The organism is Campylobacter concisus (assembly GCF_002165815.1).
In the GTDB taxonomy this organism is placed as follows: Bacteria; Campylobacterota; Campylobacteria; order Campylobacterales; family Campylobacteraceae; genus Campylobacter_A; species Campylobacter_A concisus_BH.
Map to the genome: position 1 here is coordinate 14063 of NZ_NDYN01000010.1, position 21015 is coordinate 35077.

Annotated in this window: 28 protein-coding genes; 6 read left to right on the top strand and 22 right to left on the bottom strand. The window is 34.4% G+C overall.

What is annotated here, in order from left to right:
- Nucleotides 1-2: 2 nt before the first annotated feature.
- From B9N65_RS09785 to B9N65_RS09875, 21 genes are all read right to left on the bottom strand, one after another.
- The gene (locus B9N65_RS09785; RefSeq protein ID WP_087582475.1) at nt 3-773 is read right to left on the bottom strand and encodes a DNA polymerase; all 771 of its coding nucleotides are present in this window, start codon (nt 771-773) and stop codon (nt 3-5) included.
- Between the two features lie 206 nt (nt 774-979).
- On the bottom strand, nt 980-1126 hold the full coding sequence (locus tag B9N65_RS11065) for a hypothetical protein (protein ID WP_180385108.1): 147 nt from the start codon (nt 1124-1126) through the stop codon (nt 980-982).
- A 121-nt stretch (nt 1127-1247) separates the two neighbouring features.
- Nucleotides 1248-1853 carry an NUMOD4 domain-containing protein gene (locus B9N65_RS09790; RefSeq protein ID WP_087582474.1) on the bottom strand — a complete coding sequence of 202 codons (606 nt, stop codon included), beginning with the start codon at nt 1851-1853 and terminating at the stop codon, nt 1248-1250.
- A 110-nt stretch (nt 1854-1963) separates the two neighbouring features.
- Nucleotides 1964-2149, bottom strand: a complete 186-nt coding sequence (locus B9N65_RS09795; protein ID WP_087582473.1) for a hypothetical protein — start codon at nt 2147-2149, stop codon at nt 1964-1966.
- Complete coding sequence (locus B9N65_RS09800; protein ID WP_087582472.1) at nt 2142-2348, bottom strand: hypothetical protein; 207 nt, start codon at nt 2346-2348, stop codon at nt 2142-2144. The genes B9N65_RS09795 and B9N65_RS09800 overlap by 8 nt, the downstream gene beginning before the upstream one ends.
- A 131-nt stretch (nt 2349-2479) precedes the next feature.
- Nucleotides 2480-3538, bottom strand: a complete 1059-nt coding sequence (locus B9N65_RS09805) for a hypothetical protein (RefSeq protein ID WP_087582471.1) — start codon at nt 3536-3538, stop codon at nt 2480-2482.
- 195 nt (nt 3539-3733) lie between these two features.
- Nucleotides 3734-4129: an FAD-dependent thymidylate synthase gene (locus B9N65_RS09815; RefSeq protein ID WP_087582469.1), complete on the bottom strand. Its 396-nt coding sequence runs from the start codon at nt 4127-4129 to the stop codon at nt 3734-3736.
- A complete protein-coding gene (locus B9N65_RS09820) occupies nt 4107-4685 on the bottom strand; it encodes a hypothetical protein (protein ID WP_087582468.1) in 579 nt (192 codons plus the stop codon). Before B9N65_RS09820 ends, B9N65_RS09815 begins: the two co-directional genes overlap by 23 nt.
- Nucleotides 4678-5019 carry an FAD-dependent thymidylate synthase gene (locus B9N65_RS09825; protein WP_087582467.1) on the bottom strand — a complete coding sequence of 114 codons (342 nt, stop codon included), beginning with the start codon at nt 5017-5019 and terminating at the stop codon, nt 4678-4680. Before B9N65_RS09825 ends, B9N65_RS09820 begins: the two co-directional genes overlap by 8 nt.
- Nucleotides 5016-5216 (bottom strand): hypothetical protein, encoded by a 201-nt coding sequence (locus B9N65_RS09830; protein WP_087582466.1) that lies wholly within the window; start codon nt 5214-5216, stop codon nt 5016-5018. Before B9N65_RS09830 ends, B9N65_RS09825 begins: the two co-directional genes overlap by 4 nt.
- A gap of 84 nt (nt 5217-5300) precedes the next feature.
- Entirely contained in the window at nt 5301-6071 is a 771-nt protein-coding gene (locus B9N65_RS09835; RefSeq protein ID WP_087582465.1) for a hypothetical protein, read from the bottom strand.
- The gene (locus B9N65_RS09840; RefSeq protein WP_087582464.1) at nt 6059-7504 is read right to left on the bottom strand and encodes a hypothetical protein; all 1446 of its coding nucleotides are present in this window, start codon (nt 7502-7504) and stop codon (nt 6059-6061) included. The genes B9N65_RS09835 and B9N65_RS09840 overlap by 13 nt, the downstream gene beginning before the upstream one ends.
- Nucleotides 7494-8588, bottom strand: a complete 1095-nt coding sequence (locus tag B9N65_RS09845; RefSeq protein WP_141083826.1) for a hypothetical protein — start codon at nt 8586-8588, stop codon at nt 7494-7496. The genes B9N65_RS09840 and B9N65_RS09845 overlap by 11 nt, the downstream gene beginning before the upstream one ends.
- A gap of 272 nt (nt 8589-8860) precedes the next feature.
- Nucleotides 8861-9325, bottom strand: coding sequence for a hypothetical protein (locus tag B9N65_RS09850; protein WP_087582462.1), 465 nt, complete (start codon nt 9323-9325; stop codon nt 8861-8863).
- Nucleotides 9306-9836, bottom strand: a complete 531-nt coding sequence (locus B9N65_RS09855) for a hypothetical protein (protein ID WP_087582461.1) — start codon at nt 9834-9836, stop codon at nt 9306-9308. Before B9N65_RS09855 ends, B9N65_RS09850 begins: the two co-directional genes overlap by 20 nt.
- Before the next feature lie 73 nt (nt 9837-9909).
- Nucleotides 9910-10209, bottom strand: a complete 300-nt coding sequence (locus B9N65_RS09860; RefSeq protein ID WP_087582460.1) for a hypothetical protein — start codon at nt 10207-10209, stop codon at nt 9910-9912.
- 56 nt (nt 10210-10265) lie between these two features.
- A complete protein-coding gene (locus B9N65_RS09865; protein ID WP_087582459.1) occupies nt 10266-12197 on the bottom strand; it encodes a DNA-directed RNA polymerase in 1932 nt (643 codons plus the stop codon).
- A gap of 97 nt (nt 12198-12294) precedes the next feature.
- Nucleotides 12295-12465 (bottom strand): hypothetical protein, encoded by a 171-nt coding sequence (locus tag B9N65_RS11070; protein WP_180385107.1) that lies wholly within the window; start codon nt 12463-12465, stop codon nt 12295-12297.
- Nucleotides 12466-12475: 10 nt separating this feature from the next.
- On the bottom strand, nt 12476-12646 hold the full coding sequence (locus tag B9N65_RS11075) for a hypothetical protein (RefSeq protein ID WP_180385106.1): 171 nt from the start codon (nt 12644-12646) through the stop codon (nt 12476-12478).
- Between the two features lie 175 nt (nt 12647-12821).
- Nucleotides 12822-13112: a hypothetical protein gene (locus B9N65_RS09870; protein ID WP_087582458.1), complete on the bottom strand. Its 291-nt coding sequence runs from the start codon at nt 13110-13112 to the stop codon at nt 12822-12824.
- A 272-nt stretch (nt 13113-13384) separates the two neighbouring features.
- Entirely contained in the window at nt 13385-13603 is a 219-nt protein-coding gene (locus B9N65_RS09875) for a hypothetical protein (RefSeq protein WP_087582457.1), read from the bottom strand.
- A gap of 858 nt (nt 13604-14461) precedes the next feature.
- On the opposite strand from B9N65_RS09875, the gene B9N65_RS09885 reads away from it, so the two are divergent.
- Nucleotides 14462-14890 carry a hypothetical protein gene (locus B9N65_RS09885; protein WP_087582455.1) on the top strand — a complete coding sequence of 143 codons (429 nt, stop codon included), beginning with the start codon at nt 14462-14464 and terminating at the stop codon, nt 14888-14890.
- A 1-nt stretch (nt 14891) separates the two neighbouring features.
- The gene (locus B9N65_RS09890; RefSeq protein WP_087582454.1) at nt 14892-15509 is read left to right on the top strand and encodes a hypothetical protein; all 618 of its coding nucleotides are present in this window, start codon (nt 14892-14894) and stop codon (nt 15507-15509) included.
- On the opposite strand, the gene B9N65_RS09895 is transcribed toward B9N65_RS09890, so the two are convergent.
- Nucleotides 15493-15789, bottom strand: coding sequence for a hypothetical protein (locus tag B9N65_RS09895; RefSeq protein WP_087582453.1), 297 nt, complete (start codon nt 15787-15789; stop codon nt 15493-15495). The two genes, B9N65_RS09890 and B9N65_RS09895, sit on opposite strands and share 17 nt — an antisense overlap.
- Nucleotides 15790-15908: 119 nt before the next feature.
- On the opposite strand from B9N65_RS09895, the gene B9N65_RS09900 reads away from it, so the two are divergent.
- The 4 genes from B9N65_RS09900 to B9N65_RS09915 are packed head-to-tail and all read left to right on the top strand — an operon-like array spanning nt 15909 to nt 21015.
- Nucleotides 15909-16676, top strand: coding sequence for a hypothetical protein (locus B9N65_RS09900; protein ID WP_087582452.1), 768 nt, complete (start codon nt 15909-15911; stop codon nt 16674-16676).
- Entirely contained in the window at nt 16669-18267 is a 1599-nt protein-coding gene (locus B9N65_RS09905) for a phage terminase large subunit family protein (protein WP_087582451.1), read from the top strand. Before B9N65_RS09900 ends, B9N65_RS09905 begins: the two co-directional genes overlap by 8 nt.
- Nucleotide 18268: 1 nt before the next feature.
- On the top strand, nt 18269-19027 hold the full coding sequence (locus B9N65_RS09910; protein ID WP_087582450.1) for a hypothetical protein: 759 nt from the start codon (nt 18269-18271) through the stop codon (nt 19025-19027).
- Nucleotides 19027-21015, top strand: coding sequence for a phage tail protein (locus B9N65_RS09915; RefSeq protein WP_087582449.1), 1989 nt, complete (start codon nt 19027-19029; stop codon nt 21013-21015). The genes B9N65_RS09910 and B9N65_RS09915 overlap by 1 nt, the downstream gene beginning before the upstream one ends.

Below are 21015 nucleotides of genomic sequence, written 5' to 3' on the forward strand. Positions count from 1 at the left end.
TTTTAGTGTGTTTCGTATTGATTAGCTCCGAAGTTAGGTTCACCATGTACTTGGTATTTAAGACCTAATTCATCACTAGCAGTTTTAAAACTATTAGTTAGAATATCTCTGACAGAGTCTTTAATCTCTGGCAAGATTTCTAAGTTAATAGCATCGTGGATATTAGAGACGTAAGCGAACTCTTTACCATGAGTATATAAAGCCCTTAGTTGTCGATCTACTTCAACTAAGTAATACTTCATAAAAATAGCTCCAGCAGACTGGAGTAATAGATTAAAGGCTTTATGTTCAGCTCTAACGTTGAGTAATCTTCCATCTAAGCCTACGATCTTACTATCTCTAATAGATTTAGTAGTCTCTTCAACTAGCTTACGATAGCCTTTAGTATTATCTCTAAACATCTGAGAAGTTCTAGCCCCATAGATTGTCTGATAGATTAAATCTTCATTATAAGGAGCTAATGTACCTTTAGCTATAGGATAGAACTTCTTACCATCTAGTAAAACTATTCTCTTCTCTATCTTTTCAAGAGCTGTAGCGTACTCTTGCTGGGTATATTCGAATGGTTCTTTATTCCATACTTGAATACCTATCTTAGTCTCTCCAGCTCCGTAACAAACAGAGTAAATAAAGGTTTTAGCTAGATCTCTAGTAGGTAATCCAACTCTATGTTGATTTACTGTATGAATATCAGTACCTTTAGATTTATCGCCAGTATCTACTGTATGAGCAAACTCATAATTATCGTATGGACCTAAGTAATGTCCAAGCATTACCAATTCTACATTTGTGTTCTAGTAGCTTCGCAAGTGCTACTACGTTCTCTTATGAACTGCTTATAGTTTCCTATAAGATCAGACTATATCACGTATATTTCTATACCAGACCGCTTCCACTATCATTGGCTTATAGTGTACTCCCATAAGGGATAGTCGTTACGCTTTCCTATTTCTAGGCTTAGTTCGGTATTGTCCTCGCCTTATACGTTAGGAGTTTCACCGAGTTCAATCTGTTTTATATGCGCTAAAATTAACGCATCCGCATCAACATCTACTAATAGTTTACCTTCTGGTACGCATAGGAGTTTTCTAAACTCTGGGTCTTTAGGGACTTGAGTAATGTTCATTTATATTCCATATAGGTCGTTAATCTATATGCGTTCTCTTACGAACTGCTGCATATTACTATGCAGATTAGACTATATCAATACCTTCAGCATTACCTGCTAAGGTAGTTACTTTTTCCACCTACTTAGGTGTACTCTCTTTCGAGATAGTCGTTGAGCTTTTATCAATTATATTTTTAGGACGATCTAACTTATAAGTATCTATAATCCAGTTTACGTGTAAAGCAGCTTCTTCTTCTGTTTTAAACTTTCTTGGGCATAAGTTCTTACCATTATGAGTTACCTTAGCTAAATAATAGTAAGTACGTTCTCCTTTATAGTCATTGTAAGTTGTACTTACATTAAAATATTTAGTTTTTGATCGTGCATTTTTTCTGCCTACATAAGTTTTATGTTTCTCTAAATTATGTAAGCCATCGTTATATGCTTTCTGGATATTCTCTGAACAAGTTACCCATTGAAGATTATCTACTCTATTATTATCTTTATTACTATCAATATGGTCTACATATTTCTTGTTAAGTGGATTATCTATAAATGCTGAAGCTACTAATCTATGTATTAGATTGTGCTTTGTAATAAGTTTAACAACTAGATACCCAGAATTATTTCTAAAAGGTTTTAAGACTTGAGAAGTTTTCTTATTGCGTACTTGTCCTAAATTAGATACTTCATAATTTGAGTTATCTTGTACATCTTTCCATGTTTCTATAATTGAACTTAGCATAGTGTTGTCCTTTATAATTTAAATATTATGTTTGTAATATAGTTACCATAAAGGAGTTTCACCATTTAAGTAACATTTCATTTAGAGTATTTCTACTCTAACGCCCTATATTAAGGCAGACTATGGGTCATACGCCCCGTATTGGCTCCGAGAGTATCTACTTTACCATGTAATCTATGAGTATCTGGATTGTAAAGATTAATAAGACTATTATCTCCTAGAAGTAATTGTCCTATATCTTTAGAGAGTTTAAGATATTCTTTTAGTTGCTCTAGAGCTTCATTAAGACTACTCATAGTACTCCTTTAGAAGTTGCTCATTAAATGAGATAGCTTTAAGAACATCATTAATTCTCTTCTCGTCTCTATTTTCTAAAGGTACAGAGACTAACTCTTTTAGCAATTCTTTAGCTGAATGTATCTTAGATTGATAATGGTTTTTAGCATCTGGAAAAGCTTGAATAGGTTTACCGTATAAGTACTCGCTCTTTTTCATTAAGCCTCCTTTCATATTTAGGTGGGATATAAACGACATTACAAGGTATAGAAGCTTGAGTAACTTGCTGCTTTATGAAGTAATTAGTACCCATTACAGTGTCGTAAAAAGCTTTATATACTTGTTTAAAATCATGCATCGAAATTGTCTTCGTTGTCTTCATAGGTTTCTCCTAGTATCGATTCGTCTATCTTTATATTGCCCTTTTCGGTATAGTTCACTGGTTGCCAGTTAAAAGTAGAGATCAGTCTTTTAGCTATCTGCTGACGAGAGTTAGGATTAAAATTTACTAACTTAATTTTCTGATATTCTCCACTAACAACTTGTGGGATTATCCTATAAGGATAATCTAGCCACTTCATAGATTTAGGTGGATATTTATACTTACCATTTCTACCTATCTCTAATGGTCTATAGAACTCAGTAATCGTAGTATGCTTAGGATATGTTCTATATCTAAGCTTAACTGTTCTAGGTTTAGCTGGGATAATAGGATCACCATCAGGCTCGAATTGTTTTGGGAAGATCTTGAGTAAAGCATGCTCTAGATTCATCTGTCTAAACTTAAGCTTAGTAGCAAGTTCTCTAGCTTTATCTATATCGAAATAGAAGCCATATTCTTGTTGGTCGAAAATAATAGAGGCTACTTTATATTCTAGCTCTCTTACCTTCTTAGATGGATATGTAGTTCTTGTAATAAGATGTCTATATAAGGCATAAGTTACCTCTACATCTTGTTTACAATAAGTTACCATATCTTCATTGAGTTCAGTAAAATCATCATAGTCAAGTTTATAGTTACCTAATCTATAGCCAAATGCTTTTAGAGAATAAGAGCCTTTAAGAGCTTTAGGTAGCTCAGGTATCTTATAATCTATACCTAGTAGTATGTCTTTAGGATATGTTAGCTTGGCATCAATCAGGGTATCTACTATAGGTGCAGTAATCTTTCCTAGAAACTTCTCAATAATAGGGATATCGAACTTAGTTATATTATGACCGATAACTAGATCAGCTTTATTTAGAATATCTAAGACAACGCTTAGATCTCCGTCTGAATTAGCTATAGGTTTGTATGTATAACACTTAGTTGGATTGTCGTCTATCTTGATAGCAATACAAAGAATCTTCTCAATATCTAGAACTAGCTTAGGGATTGAAGTAGTCTCAATATCGAAGGTAACAATCATTTAGATGTCGTTACTATTTCGTCTAGTTCTTTAAAAGTATATTCTTTAGTATCTATATTTTCTAGGGGATTACTCTTCTTAGTAGGACTATGCTTAAAGGTTTTAAATCTAACTTTATTAGATTTATCAAGGACTTGACCACATACAGGACAAGTATTATAGTAAGTTGGTATTAAAGACTCACAATGCTTACAACTAATCATTCTTGTTCTCCTCTAGTAAGTCTTTATACAAGAATAGATGTTCTACAGGGATTGATGTAAGCATCTCGTTAGCTAAGGCTCTAATACTCTTATGGGCTGATTTAGACAATCTTAGCTGTAAAAAGTTTCTTAGAGATCTAACGTTTATAGTCATAACAAGATCAGTTAGATAGCTCTCTGGGATTATGTGTTTTAAATTATCTGATTTAACCCCTTTTAAAGCTAATAATCGTACATTCTCTAGAGCTTGAATGATAAAGAAGTCTTGTTCGTCATCTCCAGTCAATTCTACATATTTAGAAGCTCTTGCTACATTTTCTGCTGTAATCTTATAATTTTTATAGAGTATCTCTCTAACAAAAGTATTATTCATATCGGTTTCTTGCATTGTAATAAGCTCCTCCTGAAACACCGTATTTTGCAAAAAGAACTGGTAATAGTATATGTTCTTCTTTATTAGCCTTTTTAATCTCAAAGTAAAGTTTTTCTGATATTACAACCTTATCTTTACCCGCATTTATCTTGAGAGGGACGAACTGAACATTCGTAGGGTCATAGCCTTTTGTAACGTCTACCCTATCAATAGTTAAACTATCGGTATACCCATTTTCTAAGGCAAACTGTTTAAAGACTTCAAAGTTATCCCATTCTGGGCATACTTTAATACCTTTTGCACCATAATGTTTAAAATGCTGTTCTCTTAGATTGTTACATCTACTTCGCATGTTTATCCATGTTCTATATAGCCTTGTATACCGTTGTCCATGTTTCAGTCTTTTCACTCTTAAGACTTTATAAGCACATTCTCTACAAGCTATTAAATTTTTACCAGCATGTTTGGGTCTTTCAAAAACCTTATCACAAATAGGGCATTGAAAGAGTGCAAACATATACCCTCTTTTCCCATACTGTTTTATTTCAGTATCTTGAATAAACTTAACCATTAATGATCTCCTCTATAAAAGCAGTTTCCTTCATTAACTCTTTAGTTGTTGAGTATCTAGTACTCTTTACGCTATAACTAGCTATACGATGCCTAGCTAGTTCTTGCAAGCATAGTCTAGGGATACCTAGTATATTGAATACATAAACAATATGCTCAAAGATACTTTCATGCTTATTCTTGAAAAGTAACCTAGATAGAAGAGTCTTGTCCTCCTCAGTAATTTCATTAGTAGGGCAATCGTATAAGCCTCCTTTATGAAAGCTATTCCAGCATGTTCTAGCAGCTATTACTGCACTAGATAAGTGAGTATGTTCTAATAGTTTTACATTCATAGCTTACTCCATTCATATCCAGTACTCTTAGCTAGATAGAAGAACTCATGATTATGGTAAGCATATCCATAAGGGTATTTTCTATCTAGTGGATCTTGTTTAGCGAAGAGAGTATTAATATAACTCTCTTGCCATTCTTGTGTAATACCTAATAGTAAAGGCTTATAATCCTTCACTAGTTTTAGTAATATGTTCATTTTAGTTTCCTTTATTGTTGTATATACTTTATGAAAGCAATAAACAAGACGACAACTAAAGGGAGTAATATAAGATCTATAAGATCATTCATTGTAATCTCCGTTTAGATTCCAAAATGGATCGTCTTGAAAATTGTTGTCATAAGTAAAAGTATTGTCTAGTAGTTCTTCTATAACTCTAGGTTCTAAAAGCATCCTTAGAGTGCTTTTAGTTTCTTTAAAGTTAATAGTCTCTGAAGTAGTATGCTCGTTATAGTATCCTACACTTAGATTTATGCAGGCAATATCCCAGTACTTAGCTAGATTACTCGCATCTGTAAAAGTGCCATAAACACTCTTATATCCCTCTTGTTCGAATACATTAATTAAGCTTGCACTATCGTAACCATATAGAGCTGCGTGATCTTTACCTCTTCGATCTAGTCCTATGAATGCTGTTATATTCTCATAAGGCATTACGCTAGATATACCAATCTTATCGCTTCCTACTCCTCCAATCTCTTCGTCTAAGAAGAATCCGAATGCATAAGGTACATTACTGTCCATTAATTGTAATGCAGTATATACTCCACATCTGTCATCTCCTCCAAGACAAGAGCATGAAGAGTATGGATTAAGTGATAAGGTATCTCCATCTATGAGTATATCTACTATAGATGGAGCAGGTCTATCATTAAAGTCATTTATAGTATCTAAATGAGTACATAGTAATGGGTACTTCTCTTCGTCTAGTGGGATAAATAATACTCCACCATTAGGTACTATAGATTTAATATAGTTAGGATTGTCAATACTCTTTACATGCTCGTATAGAGTAGCTTGATCCATTATCAGTAAGTTTATTAATTCGTCCATGTCCATTCTCCATTCTTATTCTCTACGATACTTTTAAACTCATCAGCATCGCCTTTACCTTCGTCTAAACACTGTTCAAAGTGTTCTTTAACTATAGATACTAAGTAATCATCATAGATATAGTAGTTAGGTCCTAAGCTTTTAATTTCTATAGCCAGTTCTTTAGGTATCCAGTTAGAAATATTTTCGCTTAGCATATCTTCTACAGCATTACTCTTAGCTACCATATATCTAGTGTCATCTGAGTCTTGAAACTCTACAAAGTCAGGATTCTCTATATTGATAGGTTCATCTCTATCATCCCAGTTATAGTACCAGCCATTGCCATAATCATCTTCGTGAAAGTAGTCTCTCTCTGTCTGACTCCATACAGCATTATTGGACGAGATATGGCTATTTAAGTTCTCTGACCATACAGCATCATCTTCTTCAATATCGCTGTTCTCATACTCAGAATATATTGTGCCGTCATTTTCGTCCATATCCCTTGTATAGCCATCGGTAGATAACAGTACTTTATACTTTTCAGGATTTACCTCCATAGCTAACTCTTTTAGATCACTACTATTGTGTCCATAGGCATTCCAGTCATAGTAGTAAAGTCTATTCTCATTTATATCTAGTAAGCTAAATCTGTCCATCCAAGGGTAGTTACCATTTTCTATCTCTATAAAAGGATTATTGATATACAGATTCCAAGTATCGATAGCTTCTAACCTATCTAACTCTAAGATACCTTTAGCTTCAAGCATATCTTTAAAGATATTGCCGTATTTACCTTCTAGCTGATAGACTTTGTCATATAACTGACAATCTATAGGTTCATCGTCAGTACTATTGATGACCACTCCTTTATCCCAGACTATACACCTAGCTAAGATGTTAGTTGTCTTATTAGATGTTAGGTAGTACATCTTACCCATAGTATCTAAGGGTTTAAACTTGAGACCTTGACCTTTCATGCAGCTAGATGGTAGGTCTCTTAGATTGTAACCTTCAGAGATAGTTATGGTGTTAAGCTTATACTCTGTTGGAGAAGCATCTAGATATAATCTAAATTGTCTTCTAAGAACTTCACACGCATAGTGATCTAGAATATCACAGCTACCAGTTATCTCTATGAGACTCTCGATAAATGGATCTATATTAGATTTCTTAACCTGAGAATAACTAAGCTTACCATCTTTAAAAGATATGCCTACTACTGTCTCTGGACATATAGCATATATCTGATGTTTAAACTTATCAGGAGCTAATGTCCTTAGTAGATGTGTAGTGATATGTCTAAATTTAGCATCATATACTATAAGTCTTCTATCGGCATAGGTTAAATGGTCAGTTCTATTATATTGGTAGAACTCATTAGAATCATCGCTAAAATTGGCTTTAATGTATTGTTCAATAGCTTGTTTAACTTTCTGTCTATTGTCCATCGTTAAGCTCCTCTGATATCTCTGCTAATTCTTCAGGAGTTAATAAGAAGTCGCCATTAGCATTAGTAAAAGCTTTTACTACATCTGCTAGCTTGACATCTTTATAGATATGTAAATTCTTAGATGGTAGATAGATAGCTCTATCTCTAGGTATGTATATTTCTGTTATGTAATCTATAACAGTATCATCTCTTGGTATTAGATACCGTTGTTGTGTATGCTTATCTGTCCAGTAGTAGAAGTTTGCATTATTAGTACCTACTACGTAATCTATCTTATCTTCAGGATTAGGGTAGATAGGTAGCCATACATCACCTTTACCATTGATTGGATACCAGTCACCATCATAAGAGGATTGAAACGATCTAGTATCCGTAAGAATATCTCCTAGATAGTTTGAATAAACTTGTCTGTCAGTAGGGATACACTCATTCTCGTAGGCTGAGAAGTTCTCGTCATCTTCATCAGAGTCTTCTAGTGGATATACTACATCTCCATCTTGAGATAGTAAAGCTCCTATGATCTCTAATGTAGGATAATCTCTAGCTAGATCGGTAATGTCTTGTTGGCTGTAGCCATACTCCTGCCAGTCATAAGAATATAAGTAGTCATTTTCTCTTAGGATACAGAAGGTATCCATCCAAGGGTAGAGACCGTTATTAAATGGGTTCTTGATCCTTATATTGAAAGTATTGCACCAATAAGCATTTAGTGGCTCTATGCCTTTATCTGCTAGGTAGCTAATCATAGCTTCTTCAGCTTCACCATCTACATAGTAAAGTCTATCGTATAGGTCTTTATCTATCTTAGTACCATCAGCTTTCTCTACTATACCTTTATTCCAGACGATACATCTGGCTACCATCTGATTAGTAGAGTCTTTAACTAAGACAGCCATCTCTGCTAGATTGTCTAGTGGGATAAAGAGATCTCCCTTACCCTTCATACAACTAGATGGTAATCCATCTAAGTTATAGCCCTCTGATACCTTGTACCAGTCTAAGTGATAGGTAGAATTATCTGGTATAAATAACTCTTGTAAGAATAGACCAGAGTTATCTCCTTCTGATGCTATCTTCCACATTAGTTCTCCATAAGACTTCTTGATCTGTTTAGTAACATATCCATAATCATTATGAAGAACTCCGAAGAGAGTACTCTTATAACTAATATATGCAGGATACTTAAACTCTTTTTCGTACTTCTTAGGTATCTTTAATGTACCTGTTAGATATAAGGTGTCCTTTAGAACATATATCGTAGTAGTATTAGAAGATACTTTTTCTAATTGAGTTGCATCTAACTCAGAAACAACTTCTCTAACGTGTGTTAGATATTCTTGATTAATTGCCATTGTTAGCCTCTTATAGCATCCATTATTGTGTGAGCTAATAAGTAACTACCTTCGTCAGAGTCTTTAAACTCTGCACTATCACAAGAGCGATAGCTAATCTCTAGAATAGTATCTCTATTGTCTTGATACCAATCAGATATTTTTGTAGGTAGTTTCTTAAAGGATTTCTCACACTTTTCGAATGAGAGATATAGTAAAGTCATAGCTAGTTGAGTATTAGAAATACAATAATCTCTATTATCTCGTTTTAATTTACTATCTATAACTTTAGAGTATTTCTCGACTTCAGGTCCATGCTTTACATAGTCAGATAAGAGATCGTAGAGATCAGATCTAATCTTATCTACCATAAATGTAGTTTCTTGGTCTATGTAAAGCTCTTTTATATTGTCATCTATCATTAAGCCATAGCAAGTAGACAATACTGCTACTATACGTTTTTCACCACTAGAGAGTACACTTGCCATAGTTAGCCTTGTACCATTTAGCTTTCGCTTCAGGACTAGTATTCTTTATCCACTTTTTAAGTGAGGCACTGTAGTGTCCTGTACGAGAACTAATCTCTTTTATAGTCTCGTCCATAGCTATGAATAAGTCATAGTTACCCTGCATAGCTAGTATCTTGCACACATGATAGATATTACAGAGGTACTTTGTATCCCAGTCTCTGGCATACTTAGCTATCTCGTGAAGTAGATTACGATAGAGGGTTTCTCTTGGAGTATTACGAGTAATAGTCATACTAGTTGCACTATAAGAGTATTCATCTAAGGCATTGATACTAAATACTACGATGTCGCATAGTGCATCGATATATTCTTCAGAGTTACCTTGCTTAACTGCTTCGGCTAACTCACCTAGTTCTTCCATGATGTTTCTTAGATAGCCTTCACGTTGGCTATCTAGTGAGAGACATCTCTCAGCCTTCCATTCATTTAATGATTGAAATAGCATTCTTATTTCAGTTACTGCTGACATGTTAATCCTTTAAATAAAAAAAGTTCGAGAAACCCTGCGTAGCAGGGTTCTCGATTGGATTAACAACGAATCTCTATAGTTGTGTTTCTTGTATCTTCTCTCTCCATGTATCTGGATATCTGAGTCTTAGCTCTATATAGAAGCTAAAAGCTCGTTTATATTCATAGTTCTTACGAAAGTACTTATAGCAGTTGATAAGATACTTATCGTCCATATCTGCTATGCAATACTTCATTCCTGAACCATTTACGTGATACTCATAGATATCGTTAGCTTTCTTTTTTTCTAGTTTTGCTTGTTTTCTTTCCCTCTCTTCTAAGTGATACTCATAAAGAGCTGCACCTATTTCAATGTCTTCTGTAAACATTCCCATTATTTATCTCCTAAAATAATTGATAGATAAGTATTTTTACTTATGTAATAGAGTACTCAACAGATGTAATAGCCGTTTAGGTTATTCTTGACTGCCATAGAAGTTTTAAGCTTGTAGTCTGGTCTGTCTAATTTAGCTGTAGGATCTATTTCAGTTAGGATATTATTAATAATATCTTCTCTGTATAGTTCAGCTAGGACTTCTCTATAAGCTTTTCTAAGAGCTTCACAGTTATTAGGACTTACTCCGAATGAGTCATGAATAGGAGATACTGCTATGCCTTTATCTGCTAGAATAGTTATAACTCTCCTGCATACATAGGCATCTAAGCTATGTACGATATTAGGGCATAGTGATCGTTTCTCTTCTTCACCTCCTTGATTGATTGAATGAATGAAGTTCATTACTGCAGTACCACCTTTCATCTCTTTAATCTCTATGCGAGATGTTTTAGTAGTAATTACTGGGCAATATGCAGTATGGCTATCAGGTAAAGTCCATTGATAGACTAGTCTAGAATTATCCCAGAGATCGTTAATTGTCTTCTGTAGTTTTCTAGCACCTGTAGTGAACTCGTCTAGTACTTCATAGTATACTTGTAGCTCTTTAGTATCTTTACCGAAGTATTCTTCAGGCTTACAAGTACTATTGTAGTACGTCGTCATAATAGCCCGTTTAATGTTAGATCGTATCTCTTTAAAGTTAGGGTTAGTACCCCATAGAGAGCTGTCTTTAGTTCGGTTATAAACCTCTTGAGCTACTAGAGTATAGAAGTCATTTCTGCAAGAGTCTCCTAAGACGTTTAGTCTAGCCATAGCTTCTTCATCTCTCATAACAACTGACATTAGTTGTGGACCACTGCAAGTGGCATCTAGTCTTACGATTTGATCTGATGTACCTGTTATAAGAGACATCTGATAGCTATTGAGAGCTGACTTAAAGAGTAAAGGTTCGTCTGCTTTAGATATCCATTCGTCTGGATTAGTAAGCATAGAGTCTATGTTCTCATTAATGAAGTCTAGTCTCTCTTGCCATGTAGATTTATCTAGACCATAGTGGTTAGCTAGGTCTATCTTAAGCCACTTCCAACCCTCTTCAGTAAGCTTCTCTGCCTCAGCAAACTTGAGCATAGCTTTTCTATAAGAGTTACCTTGAATATTTATATGGTAACCTTTAGAATAGATACGTCCTCGTTTATCGTATTGAAATACGAAGTGAAAAGGTTTATCTCCCATTTCAGTATAGACATATCTATTTTCTTGTAAAGCTTGATTGAAGTTAGCTTGAGCTTGTTCTCTAGACTTAGGATCGATTGAGTCTAGGTCTAGTACATCGTCCTCTTTAGTTATCGTACTATCTAGACGATAGCTAACGTCCTGCAATAGGTTTAGGACATGAAGATTAATAGGGTTATCATGCTTGTTATATCTATCGCCTAGTATGGCATAGTTATGAGTAAGGTCATAGCCTCCATTAGATTTAGTAGTCCATGCATTAGGACGAGAGACCATAGGAGGCAAGAAGAGAGACAAGTTTAGAGCTTGCTTGATGTCAGCTGGGATAGAGATCAGTGGTTGTATCTCAAAAGTATTACCACTGAATGCTTTAGGTCGAATGATCTCATAACCTAAGCCATCGCATACTGCAAGTATCTCACTACCACTCTTAGCTGCAGTAAGTATATCTTCATGGATGTATAAACCTAGTTTAGTAGCAGTAGCTTGTAAGGTAGTCTTACCTAGTAAGCATACTGAGTAGAGTACATATCTAGGTAGGTCATCTACATGTTTCTGTACTTCTGCAAGTCTCTCGTCTTTACTAGTATAGGTCTTGCCATAGACACCTGTTCTATAATCTATAAGCCATTGGCATATACGCTCATAGATTTCATCTAATAAGTTTACTTGAGTATCTAAGTAAGTTTTAACTTCTGTCTGAATGTATTGTTCGCTGAGTAGCTCTTCTACTCTTGATTGAGTCGTAAACATTGACTATCCTTAGTATTAAAATTAGTAGTAATAGAGATGTCTATCTCTAGGAGTTAAAAAGGGTAATCAGTTTAGAGACTTGATTAGGTCTATGAAGTTATTCTTCTTCTTCTTCTAACATTCCGTTAGTTCTACTTTGAAGGATATACCAGTCAATAGGATGTACTTGGTATACGATATTAGATAGTCTAACAAGTTCTTTTCTATGTCTCCATAGTTGTCTACTTTTTAGAACTCTTGCTCTAATTTCTTTGCGAGATATTTTCATGATTAATCCTTTATTTTATTCTTGGCAAGAACTCAAATAGAGCCTTGCATGTATTAAAGTATGTTTCTGCCTTCTTGCCGTTATAGTTGATCACTACACGATAAGGCATAAACCTTTCTCGATCAGTATCGAAACTGATCACCATATTTTCTCTATGAATGTAACCTCTTACTCTTTTCATGGTTACTCCTTTCTGTAAAAAAAAAAATCAGCATGGATGAATTACTAATCTATGCTGACTCGATTAGTAATTAAGGAGAATTAGAAGGATTAAAGTAGTCAATAGATACTCTTATACCTATTGATTACTCTAATGCTGAGAGAGATACGAATACCTCTCTCAACTAATTCTATAATCAGAAGTCTATATCTTCGACTGTTGCTGTCTTGTTCAAGATAGCTGAGATGAACACATCTCTACGATCGTAACCTTCATTTACTAATTGAAGTGCATGAGCATAAGCCTCTTTAAATGTCATAGGCTTTGTACCTTTTTCGCATTTATGTCCTCTAACATTAGTAAAGAATGCTACGTCATAATCTTGCGTATATTGCTTGACTTCTTCAAGTGAGTTAAGAAAGTTTTCTGGACTTCTTTCGTCTGAGCGATGCTCAACTGATTTTGATACACTGATTGCTAATCTCATGGATTATCCTTTATTAATTAATTTAGAATGACGAATCATTCAGACGATAAACCGAACGGAGAACGAGCTTGAACAAGGAGACGAGAGTTGGATATGAAGGAGAGACGATAGACGTAGGGTAGTGTAGGGTGTAAGTGTGAGTGTTAAGTGTATAAAGTGTAAGGAGAACAATATGAGAGAAAATGAGAGAAATACAAGGAGATACGAAAAAAAAGTAAGGCTAGGGATAAACCCTAACCTGAGATGGAGAGAAAGTTAAGCTAATTTTAAGCTTATTTAATTCTCTCTAGCAATGCAACTTTCTCTTCGAAACTCTTAAGAGATTCTTCACTAATCTCTAACTCGTTTATTGCCTCTAGCCTTGCAACCTTAGCTGCTTCTAGTGCATATTGAGTGCCTTGATCAGCTATTTTAACTAGCCTCTCACCTGATCTAAGGACAGTGCCTAATACTTCCTTAACTGTACCGAATAAACTGATTTCTTTAGACATAATGTCTCCTTTATAAATTATTTTTATTAAGAGTATTACTCTCAAACGATTAACCGAATAGCGTGGATAACTCTGAACTACTAGAGAGCTGGCTTGAGAAAAAGAATGCTTTTTACAATGAGTAGGGGGGTAGGTAAATAATTTTTGAGAGTGAGAGGGGGAGTACTACCCTCATATAAAATTATTGTTTTTCTATACAAATCAGCACCTAATCTACCTCTACATAAAATTATAACTCCCCAGTACAAACGAGTCCTTGTACTCTCCCTATGCTCCTCATAGCCTAGACTATCTTTTTAGAGACCATGCTTGGTCGAGAGAGCCTGCCTAGTATGAGTTACTAGGACTAGTGCCTTGTATTAGTGAAGGTACTCTAAGAATACTTCTAGATAATGTAGGACATATCTCTGATGTATGTTTAGAGTATGCTTAGGTTTAGATTGTAATGCTTTTACTGTCTGGATTGATGACTGAAGTATTGGCTTAGGTATCTGCTTAGATTGAGTTACTACTGCTTGTCTTAGATGCTCTTCTATTATAGGGAGAGATAGTTTAAATAGGTTAGTAGCTCGTTCTCTAGAGATAGGATCAAGGTAATAGACTATAAGTGAGCTTTCGTCTAGGCATTCACATAGATAGAAGGTAGCTCTAGAGTATAGATTCAGAAGCTGGTTTAGATCTTGAAATCTAAGAGAATATTCAGCATAAGTTTCTACTTCGAATATTGTTATTAGCAGATTATCTCTGTAACTCTTGTAGGCTTGCTCTAAGTTCATAGTAGGTCCTTTAAGAATTGATAAGAGAATATTAAGACTAATACTTTTAAAATATGTTTAAATGAAAATCAGGGAGGGTTATATGAGTGGTAGATTCTGGCTTACTGATGATGTAATCGAAGTTCATTGCGAGAGCTATGCTGATAATTTTCAAGAGATACTAGGAGATATCCCATTAGATAAGGACTTGTATAAAGGCATTACTGAAGAGCTAAAGCAAGATGAAGATTGTATTTCTATGGTACTAAGAAAGTTTAAGAATGGTATAGGTAATATGGATGGGATTAAAGAATTAGATAGCTCTATTACTAATATGCTGGCTTCTAAATATCTAAGTGAAGTCATAGGTAGAGAGATAGGTTATTGCTTACAGGGTAAGGATAGTGATAAGCTAGCTAGATTGAGAGATATCGTAGAGAGATACTTCAATCTAAGTGAGACCTATATTGGTACTAGGTTATATACTCCTAGTGAGATCAGAGATACTTTAGATAAATTAGTAAGGATGTAAGATGAAGAAGAGTGCTGCATTAGTTATAGGGATATTGAGTGGATTCTTGTTCTCTGTTGTAGGGATTACTCTAGGTAATATTCTAGTAGCTACATCTAGGGGAGATACAGATAAATCAGTTGCTGGAGCTGCTCCACTAGTTGTCACTATACTAGTAGTCGGTATTGGCTGGGTTATAGGCAAAGCTGTCTATACTAAGATGCTAACTAGAATGAATGGAGTGAGTGCTGCATTTAAGGATAGATTATCTCAAGATGTCTTTAAAGATATTCGTGAAGTATTCAAGGACAGAATGAGTTTATGGTTTAATGTAGAAGGTGAGCAATATATTGATTGGCTGAATAAAAAGATATTCTTAACAGAAGAGTATAGGAGTAGAGAAATGTTTAGTGAAGTATATTTATCGAAGAAGATTGATGGTACTTTAAGTAAAGAGCAGTATAAAAAAGATTGTGAGGCTGTAGCTACTGAACTAATGTTTAATCTACTCAATAATAAGTTAGAAGAGCTAAAGAGTGAAGAGAACTTAAGTGAAGAAGATTCTTACTTATATAAAGCTCTAGTAAATATTATAGAAGTAGAAGGTCTTTCTAGTAAAAAGGTTAATAGCAGAAGTTAGAGTCTTGTAGTTTATACATAACTCTATTCTCGTCTACACCTATTACGTCTCCTACTATATATCTACCTATTATAGATCTATCTAATGAGATAGGTATGTTATTATAATCTTGTAAGATTACAGCTATATCCGAAGGTATACCTATTGCTACTAGTACTTTTACTGGCATACTCCATCCATAGTTCTGCTTTACAGATACACAAGCTTCTATGATGTCAGTCTTGATCCAACCGAAGCTAGAAGTCACTAAAATTAAAAATCCTAAAAATATTTTCTTCATAGAATGTCCTTTATAAAGGTTTAATCTAACCTTAATTATAGCAGATTTACTCTTGAAAGTTTATCAGTATTACGCTAAGATTAATTCGTAATATTTAATTAGATCTTAAGGAGAAGACATTGAGTGATACTGATTTAGGTCTTAGAAATGTTGTCAAGACAGTTACTAATGTATCTAAAGAAGAATTAACTGAATGGTTTAGTAAGTCTCTAAAGGGGAAGAAGAGACTTACTATTACTCCTGAGGCTCTTGACTTAATTAACCAGACAATTAATGAGCCTGACTTCGATGGCTTTAGATTTATGGATACCCTTTATACTTATCAAGATGCTCTACAAGGTGATCGTGTTAGCCTAGAAGATTATGTTAATGCCATTAGATTTTGTAGTTTTCTAGAAGCTAATGGCGGCAATGTAGTTCAAGCTTATACTAGAGCCTTTAGTTATAGGGATTTTGTAAAAGATAGAGTAGGGGCAGATACTAGTTCTGATGAATATAAGCAACTAAGTAGTGCTGCTATTAGGTATCGTAAAAATCCTACTGTCATAAAAATACTCTCTCAAGCTGAAGTACCTTTATGGCTTATGTTTCAAGGCTATAGATATAAAGCTGTTAAGAGATTAGTAGAGGAAATGGATACTGCTAAATATTCTAGAGATAGGATTAATGCTGCTGATAAATTATTACTTCACCTCAAGCCACCAGAGAATATAAAAGTAGATGTTAATGTTAATAACAAGGCTGACAGTATTGTAGATCAGTACGAAGAGATGCTAGCTAACATGGTACAAGAACAGAAAAGATTGATAGCTAATGGTAGTAAGCTTACTGATGTAGCTAACTCTAAAATGAGCTTCATAGATGCTAAGGTAGTAAACGATGGCTAAGAGTGTAGATGAGTACTTAAACGAAGTAGATTATAGTTTTAAAGACTATATACCTAGTGAAGGAGTACTTAAGTTTATTAACTTCATTCAGATGGCTAGTGGTGATACTCTAGAAAATAAAACTCCTCTTGTACATTTAAAGATGTGTGAAGCTGTATTTAATTCTACTAGAAATACTGCTGTCCTATGCCATAGAGGCATCGGAAAAACTTCTGTATTCGCAGAGTGGTTATTTCTATATGCTGCAGCTTTCGGAGAATTACCTTGTATAGGTAAGGTAGAGTTTGCTGTATATATCGGTGACAGTATTGAGAATGGTGTTAAATCTCTTAGAAAGAATATAGAGTATAGATACCAGAATAGTGAGTTCTTACAGAAGCTTATACCTAATAAGAGTATTAAGTATGTAGACGAAGATGGTAATGAAGATGACAATGTTACTGCAGGAAGAAAGATCACTGATGTTAGATTGGAGTTTGTAAATCTAAGAGGTGATAGATTCGTAGTAAAAATGTATGGTGCAAAAACAGGCATTCGTGGTGCTAAAGAATACGGTAAGAGACCTACATTAGCTATCGTAGATGACATTATTAGCGATGAAGATGCTAGAAGCGATACTGTTATTAAAACTATAGAAGACACTATTCATAAAGCTGTTAAGTATGCTCTTAGTCCTGTAAAGCATAAGGTAATCTGGTTAGGTACTCCATTTAATGCTAAAGACCCTTTATATAAGATAGTAGAGAGTGGAGCTTGGGAAGTAGCTTGCTATCCAGTATGCGAGAAGTTTCCTTGTACTAAAGAGGAGTTTAAAGGTAGTTGGGAAGATAGATTTAGTTATGAGTATGTAAAAGATGCTTATGAAGAAGCTATGAGTATAGGTAAGATAGATAGTTTCTATCAAGAGCTTATGCTTAGGATCACTTCTAAAGAAGATTTACTTATACCTAATTCTAGTCTAGTTTTCTTCAATAGAGAACAAGTACTAAAGCATAAAGATAGATATAACTTCTACATTACTACTGATTTAGCTACTAGTGCTAAGAAGAATGCTGACTTTAGTGTTATTAGTGTATGGGCTTACTCTAATAATGGTGATTATATGCTTGTAGATGGCTGGTGTGATAAGACTGAAGTTAGTAAATTTATAAATAAAATATTCGAATATGTCTCTATCTATAACCCTATCGGAGTAGGTATAGAAGTTACAGGACAACAAGCTGGATTTATCTCTTGGTTAAGAGATGAGATGCTAGCTAAGAATATCTATTTTAACTTCCTTAGTTCGAATAACAATGGTGAAGATGGTATTAGACCTACTGGAGATAAGTTCTCTAGATTTATTCTGTTTAAACCTAGATTCGATACTAAGAAAGTATGGATAGCTAATGAGATGAAAGATACTGCATGGTATAACGAGTTCGAAGAGGAAAGAAGTAAGGCTACTAAACAAGGCTTTAAATCTAAGCATGACGATGTACTAGATAGCATATCTATGCTAGGTAGTTTCGATGCCTTCAAGCCTAATACCTATGGTACTTACGATAATGAAGTAAGTGAAATAACTACAATAAGGAATACGGTATTTTAACATGAAAGTAAAAGAAGCACTAGAGCATTTAAAGATCGTTACTCTACCTAATGTTACTCCTAATAAGCAGATGAATAATGAGAACTTAATAGTACTTATTAATGAAGCTATGAACACTATCTATGGACTATTCAATGTTAAGAGAGAACAAGCCATAGTTCTAGTACCTGCTTTTAGAAAGAACTTTAGAATATCTAGACAAGATCCTAATGTTATTATGGCTACTCATGCTAAGCTTGCTAAGTGTGAGATGACTCATGGTGGTTTTACAACTAAAGCAGCTCAGATAGAAGCTCTTAAAGAGATGAATATTACTTTAGATAAAGAAGTGATGCTAGAGAATGAGGCTGTAGAGACAGATATTTTTAAAACTAATGAAGACGAGATCTATAAGATACTTAGTGTTAGAGATGACAAGAATAGTACTCTTAGATTGAATGAGATCAATGTATTTGCGATCAATCAAGATACTCTATTTTTCCCTAATGCTAAAGAAGGTGATATTTACTATGTAGAGTATAAGCCTAAGCCTATAAAGGTAACTAGTATAGAAGATGAATTAGATTTACCTAGTGGTCTATTAGATGTCTTATATGCTTACGTAGCTTTAAGAATTGTTACTAATATAGAGGGTTATAAACAATACTATGGCAATGCCCTAACTGCTTATAACAATGAAGTTGAGAAGGCTATTATGAATCAACAAGTGATCCCTGATAGTCTTATTCGAACTACAACTGATATGAAAGGGTTTTGTTAATGGCTAATTTAGTTCAGTTTATAAACTCTAAGCATGAAGGTACGCATAGTAATCTATCTAATGCAGAGAATACAGATACTATAAAGACAATAGTACTTAGAGAAGAGTTGAGTGATGAAGAGAAAACTCTACTAGAGAACTTACCACTCTTTAAAGAGATGAAAGCTGAGATGGGTAATATCCATGATATGCTCTCGTTGAGAAATACAATAACTAAACTTCGAGATAGTATTGAGTATATTAAGACTATAGAGCCTTCACTAGATGTCATAACTAATGTATCTAAAGTAACTAGTGATATAGTTAATGTTTCTACTGATCTAGATAGTGTTAAGAAGGTAGCTCAAGCTAGTGTATCTGGCTTATTAGATAACATAGCTAGACATATAAATGAGATCACTCGTGTCTATGGTATGTCAGAGGCTATTGGAGTACTAAATAATATCTCTTATAAGCTAGAAAGACTTTACAAGAGTATAGATAATGTAGATAGCGTATCAGAACATCTAACTGAGATAGATGAAGTATCTCAGCACTTACTAGCTATCGAGATAGTAGCTAGATATTATGGCGTACTAGAAGACATACAAGAAGTTATACCAGAACTAAAAAACTTAGCAGATATAAAACAAGATTTACTAGACTTTAGAAACAATAGAGCTGAGACTAAAGAAGTCATAAAAGCTTATAAAGAAGCAGGACAGATAGTTCAGAGAACTATTGATGATGCTGTGACTAAACTAGAAGAGAGAGTTAAGAAGTTCGATCCTGAAAGTATTAAGAAACTTGATGAAGAGATGACTACTCTAAAGAGTTCTATTACTACTATTCAATCTACAATAGAAACTAAGTTCACTGAGATAGATGGAGTAGTAGCGAATAAGCTTACTCCTATGCAAGAAAAGGTAAAAGAATTAGGGGATAAGCTTACTTTTGAGGTAAATAAGTTTACAGCAGGTATGACTAACTTAGATTCTATGTTATCAACCTTGCATGAAGAGCTTAATTCTAAGCTAGATGCTGATGCTACTGCAGTAAATAGTGCCAAGCTTGGCGGACTAGCTCCTGAAGAGTATGTAAGACAGACTGAGACATACGATAAGAGAAGCTATACTGGATATATACCTAGATTAAAATCTGTTAGAGATGACTTTAATCCTGCTAATAATATACAAGTATTAGAAGCAGAGCAATTAAAGCTTACAGGTATTTTAGCTAAGGCTGATAGTATGTTAGCAGGACCAGATATTACTACTAATCTACAAATCCTTATGAGAAATACAAGTTATAACGCTAGACCTATTCATATCCTTACTATGAGAGGACTTATAGATTACATTAACAAGTATGCATCTATCAATGGTTACTGGGAGAAAGTAAAGGATATAACTAAGCCTTATACTCTGCAAGCTAATGAAGCTATTATCAGACTAGATCCTGTTATAGAGGATGAACTAGTAGTAGATGGAGAACTCTACATCGAAGGTACTACAGTAGATTTAGAAGAGCCTCAATTTCAAGCAGGACAATATGGCTTCTTCGCAATGAAAAACCCTAAAGGTAGATGGTTATTCTGCGATGGTAGAGAATTAAGTAGAGAAGCTTATCCTGACTTATTTGAAGCTATAGGCACTACATACGGCGAAGGTGATGGTACTACAACCTTTAACATACCAGATAGACGAGGCTACTTCGGTAGATGTTTAGATGCAGGCGCTGAAGTAGATTATCAGAGTGACAGAGAGATAGGTAGTAAGCAGGGTGATGCTATAAGAAATATAACTGGCAAGATGTATGACAATCACTTGTCTTTATCTAATGTAATGGAAGGGGCAATAACTTCTACTGTTAATGGCACTGGTTATAACTATGTAGGTAATGGTCCTTACTTCGGACTAAACATAGACTTCGATGCCAGCAGAGTAGTACCAACAGCACCTGAAAACGTAGTTAAGAACATAGCAGAATATGTCTGCATAAGATATTGA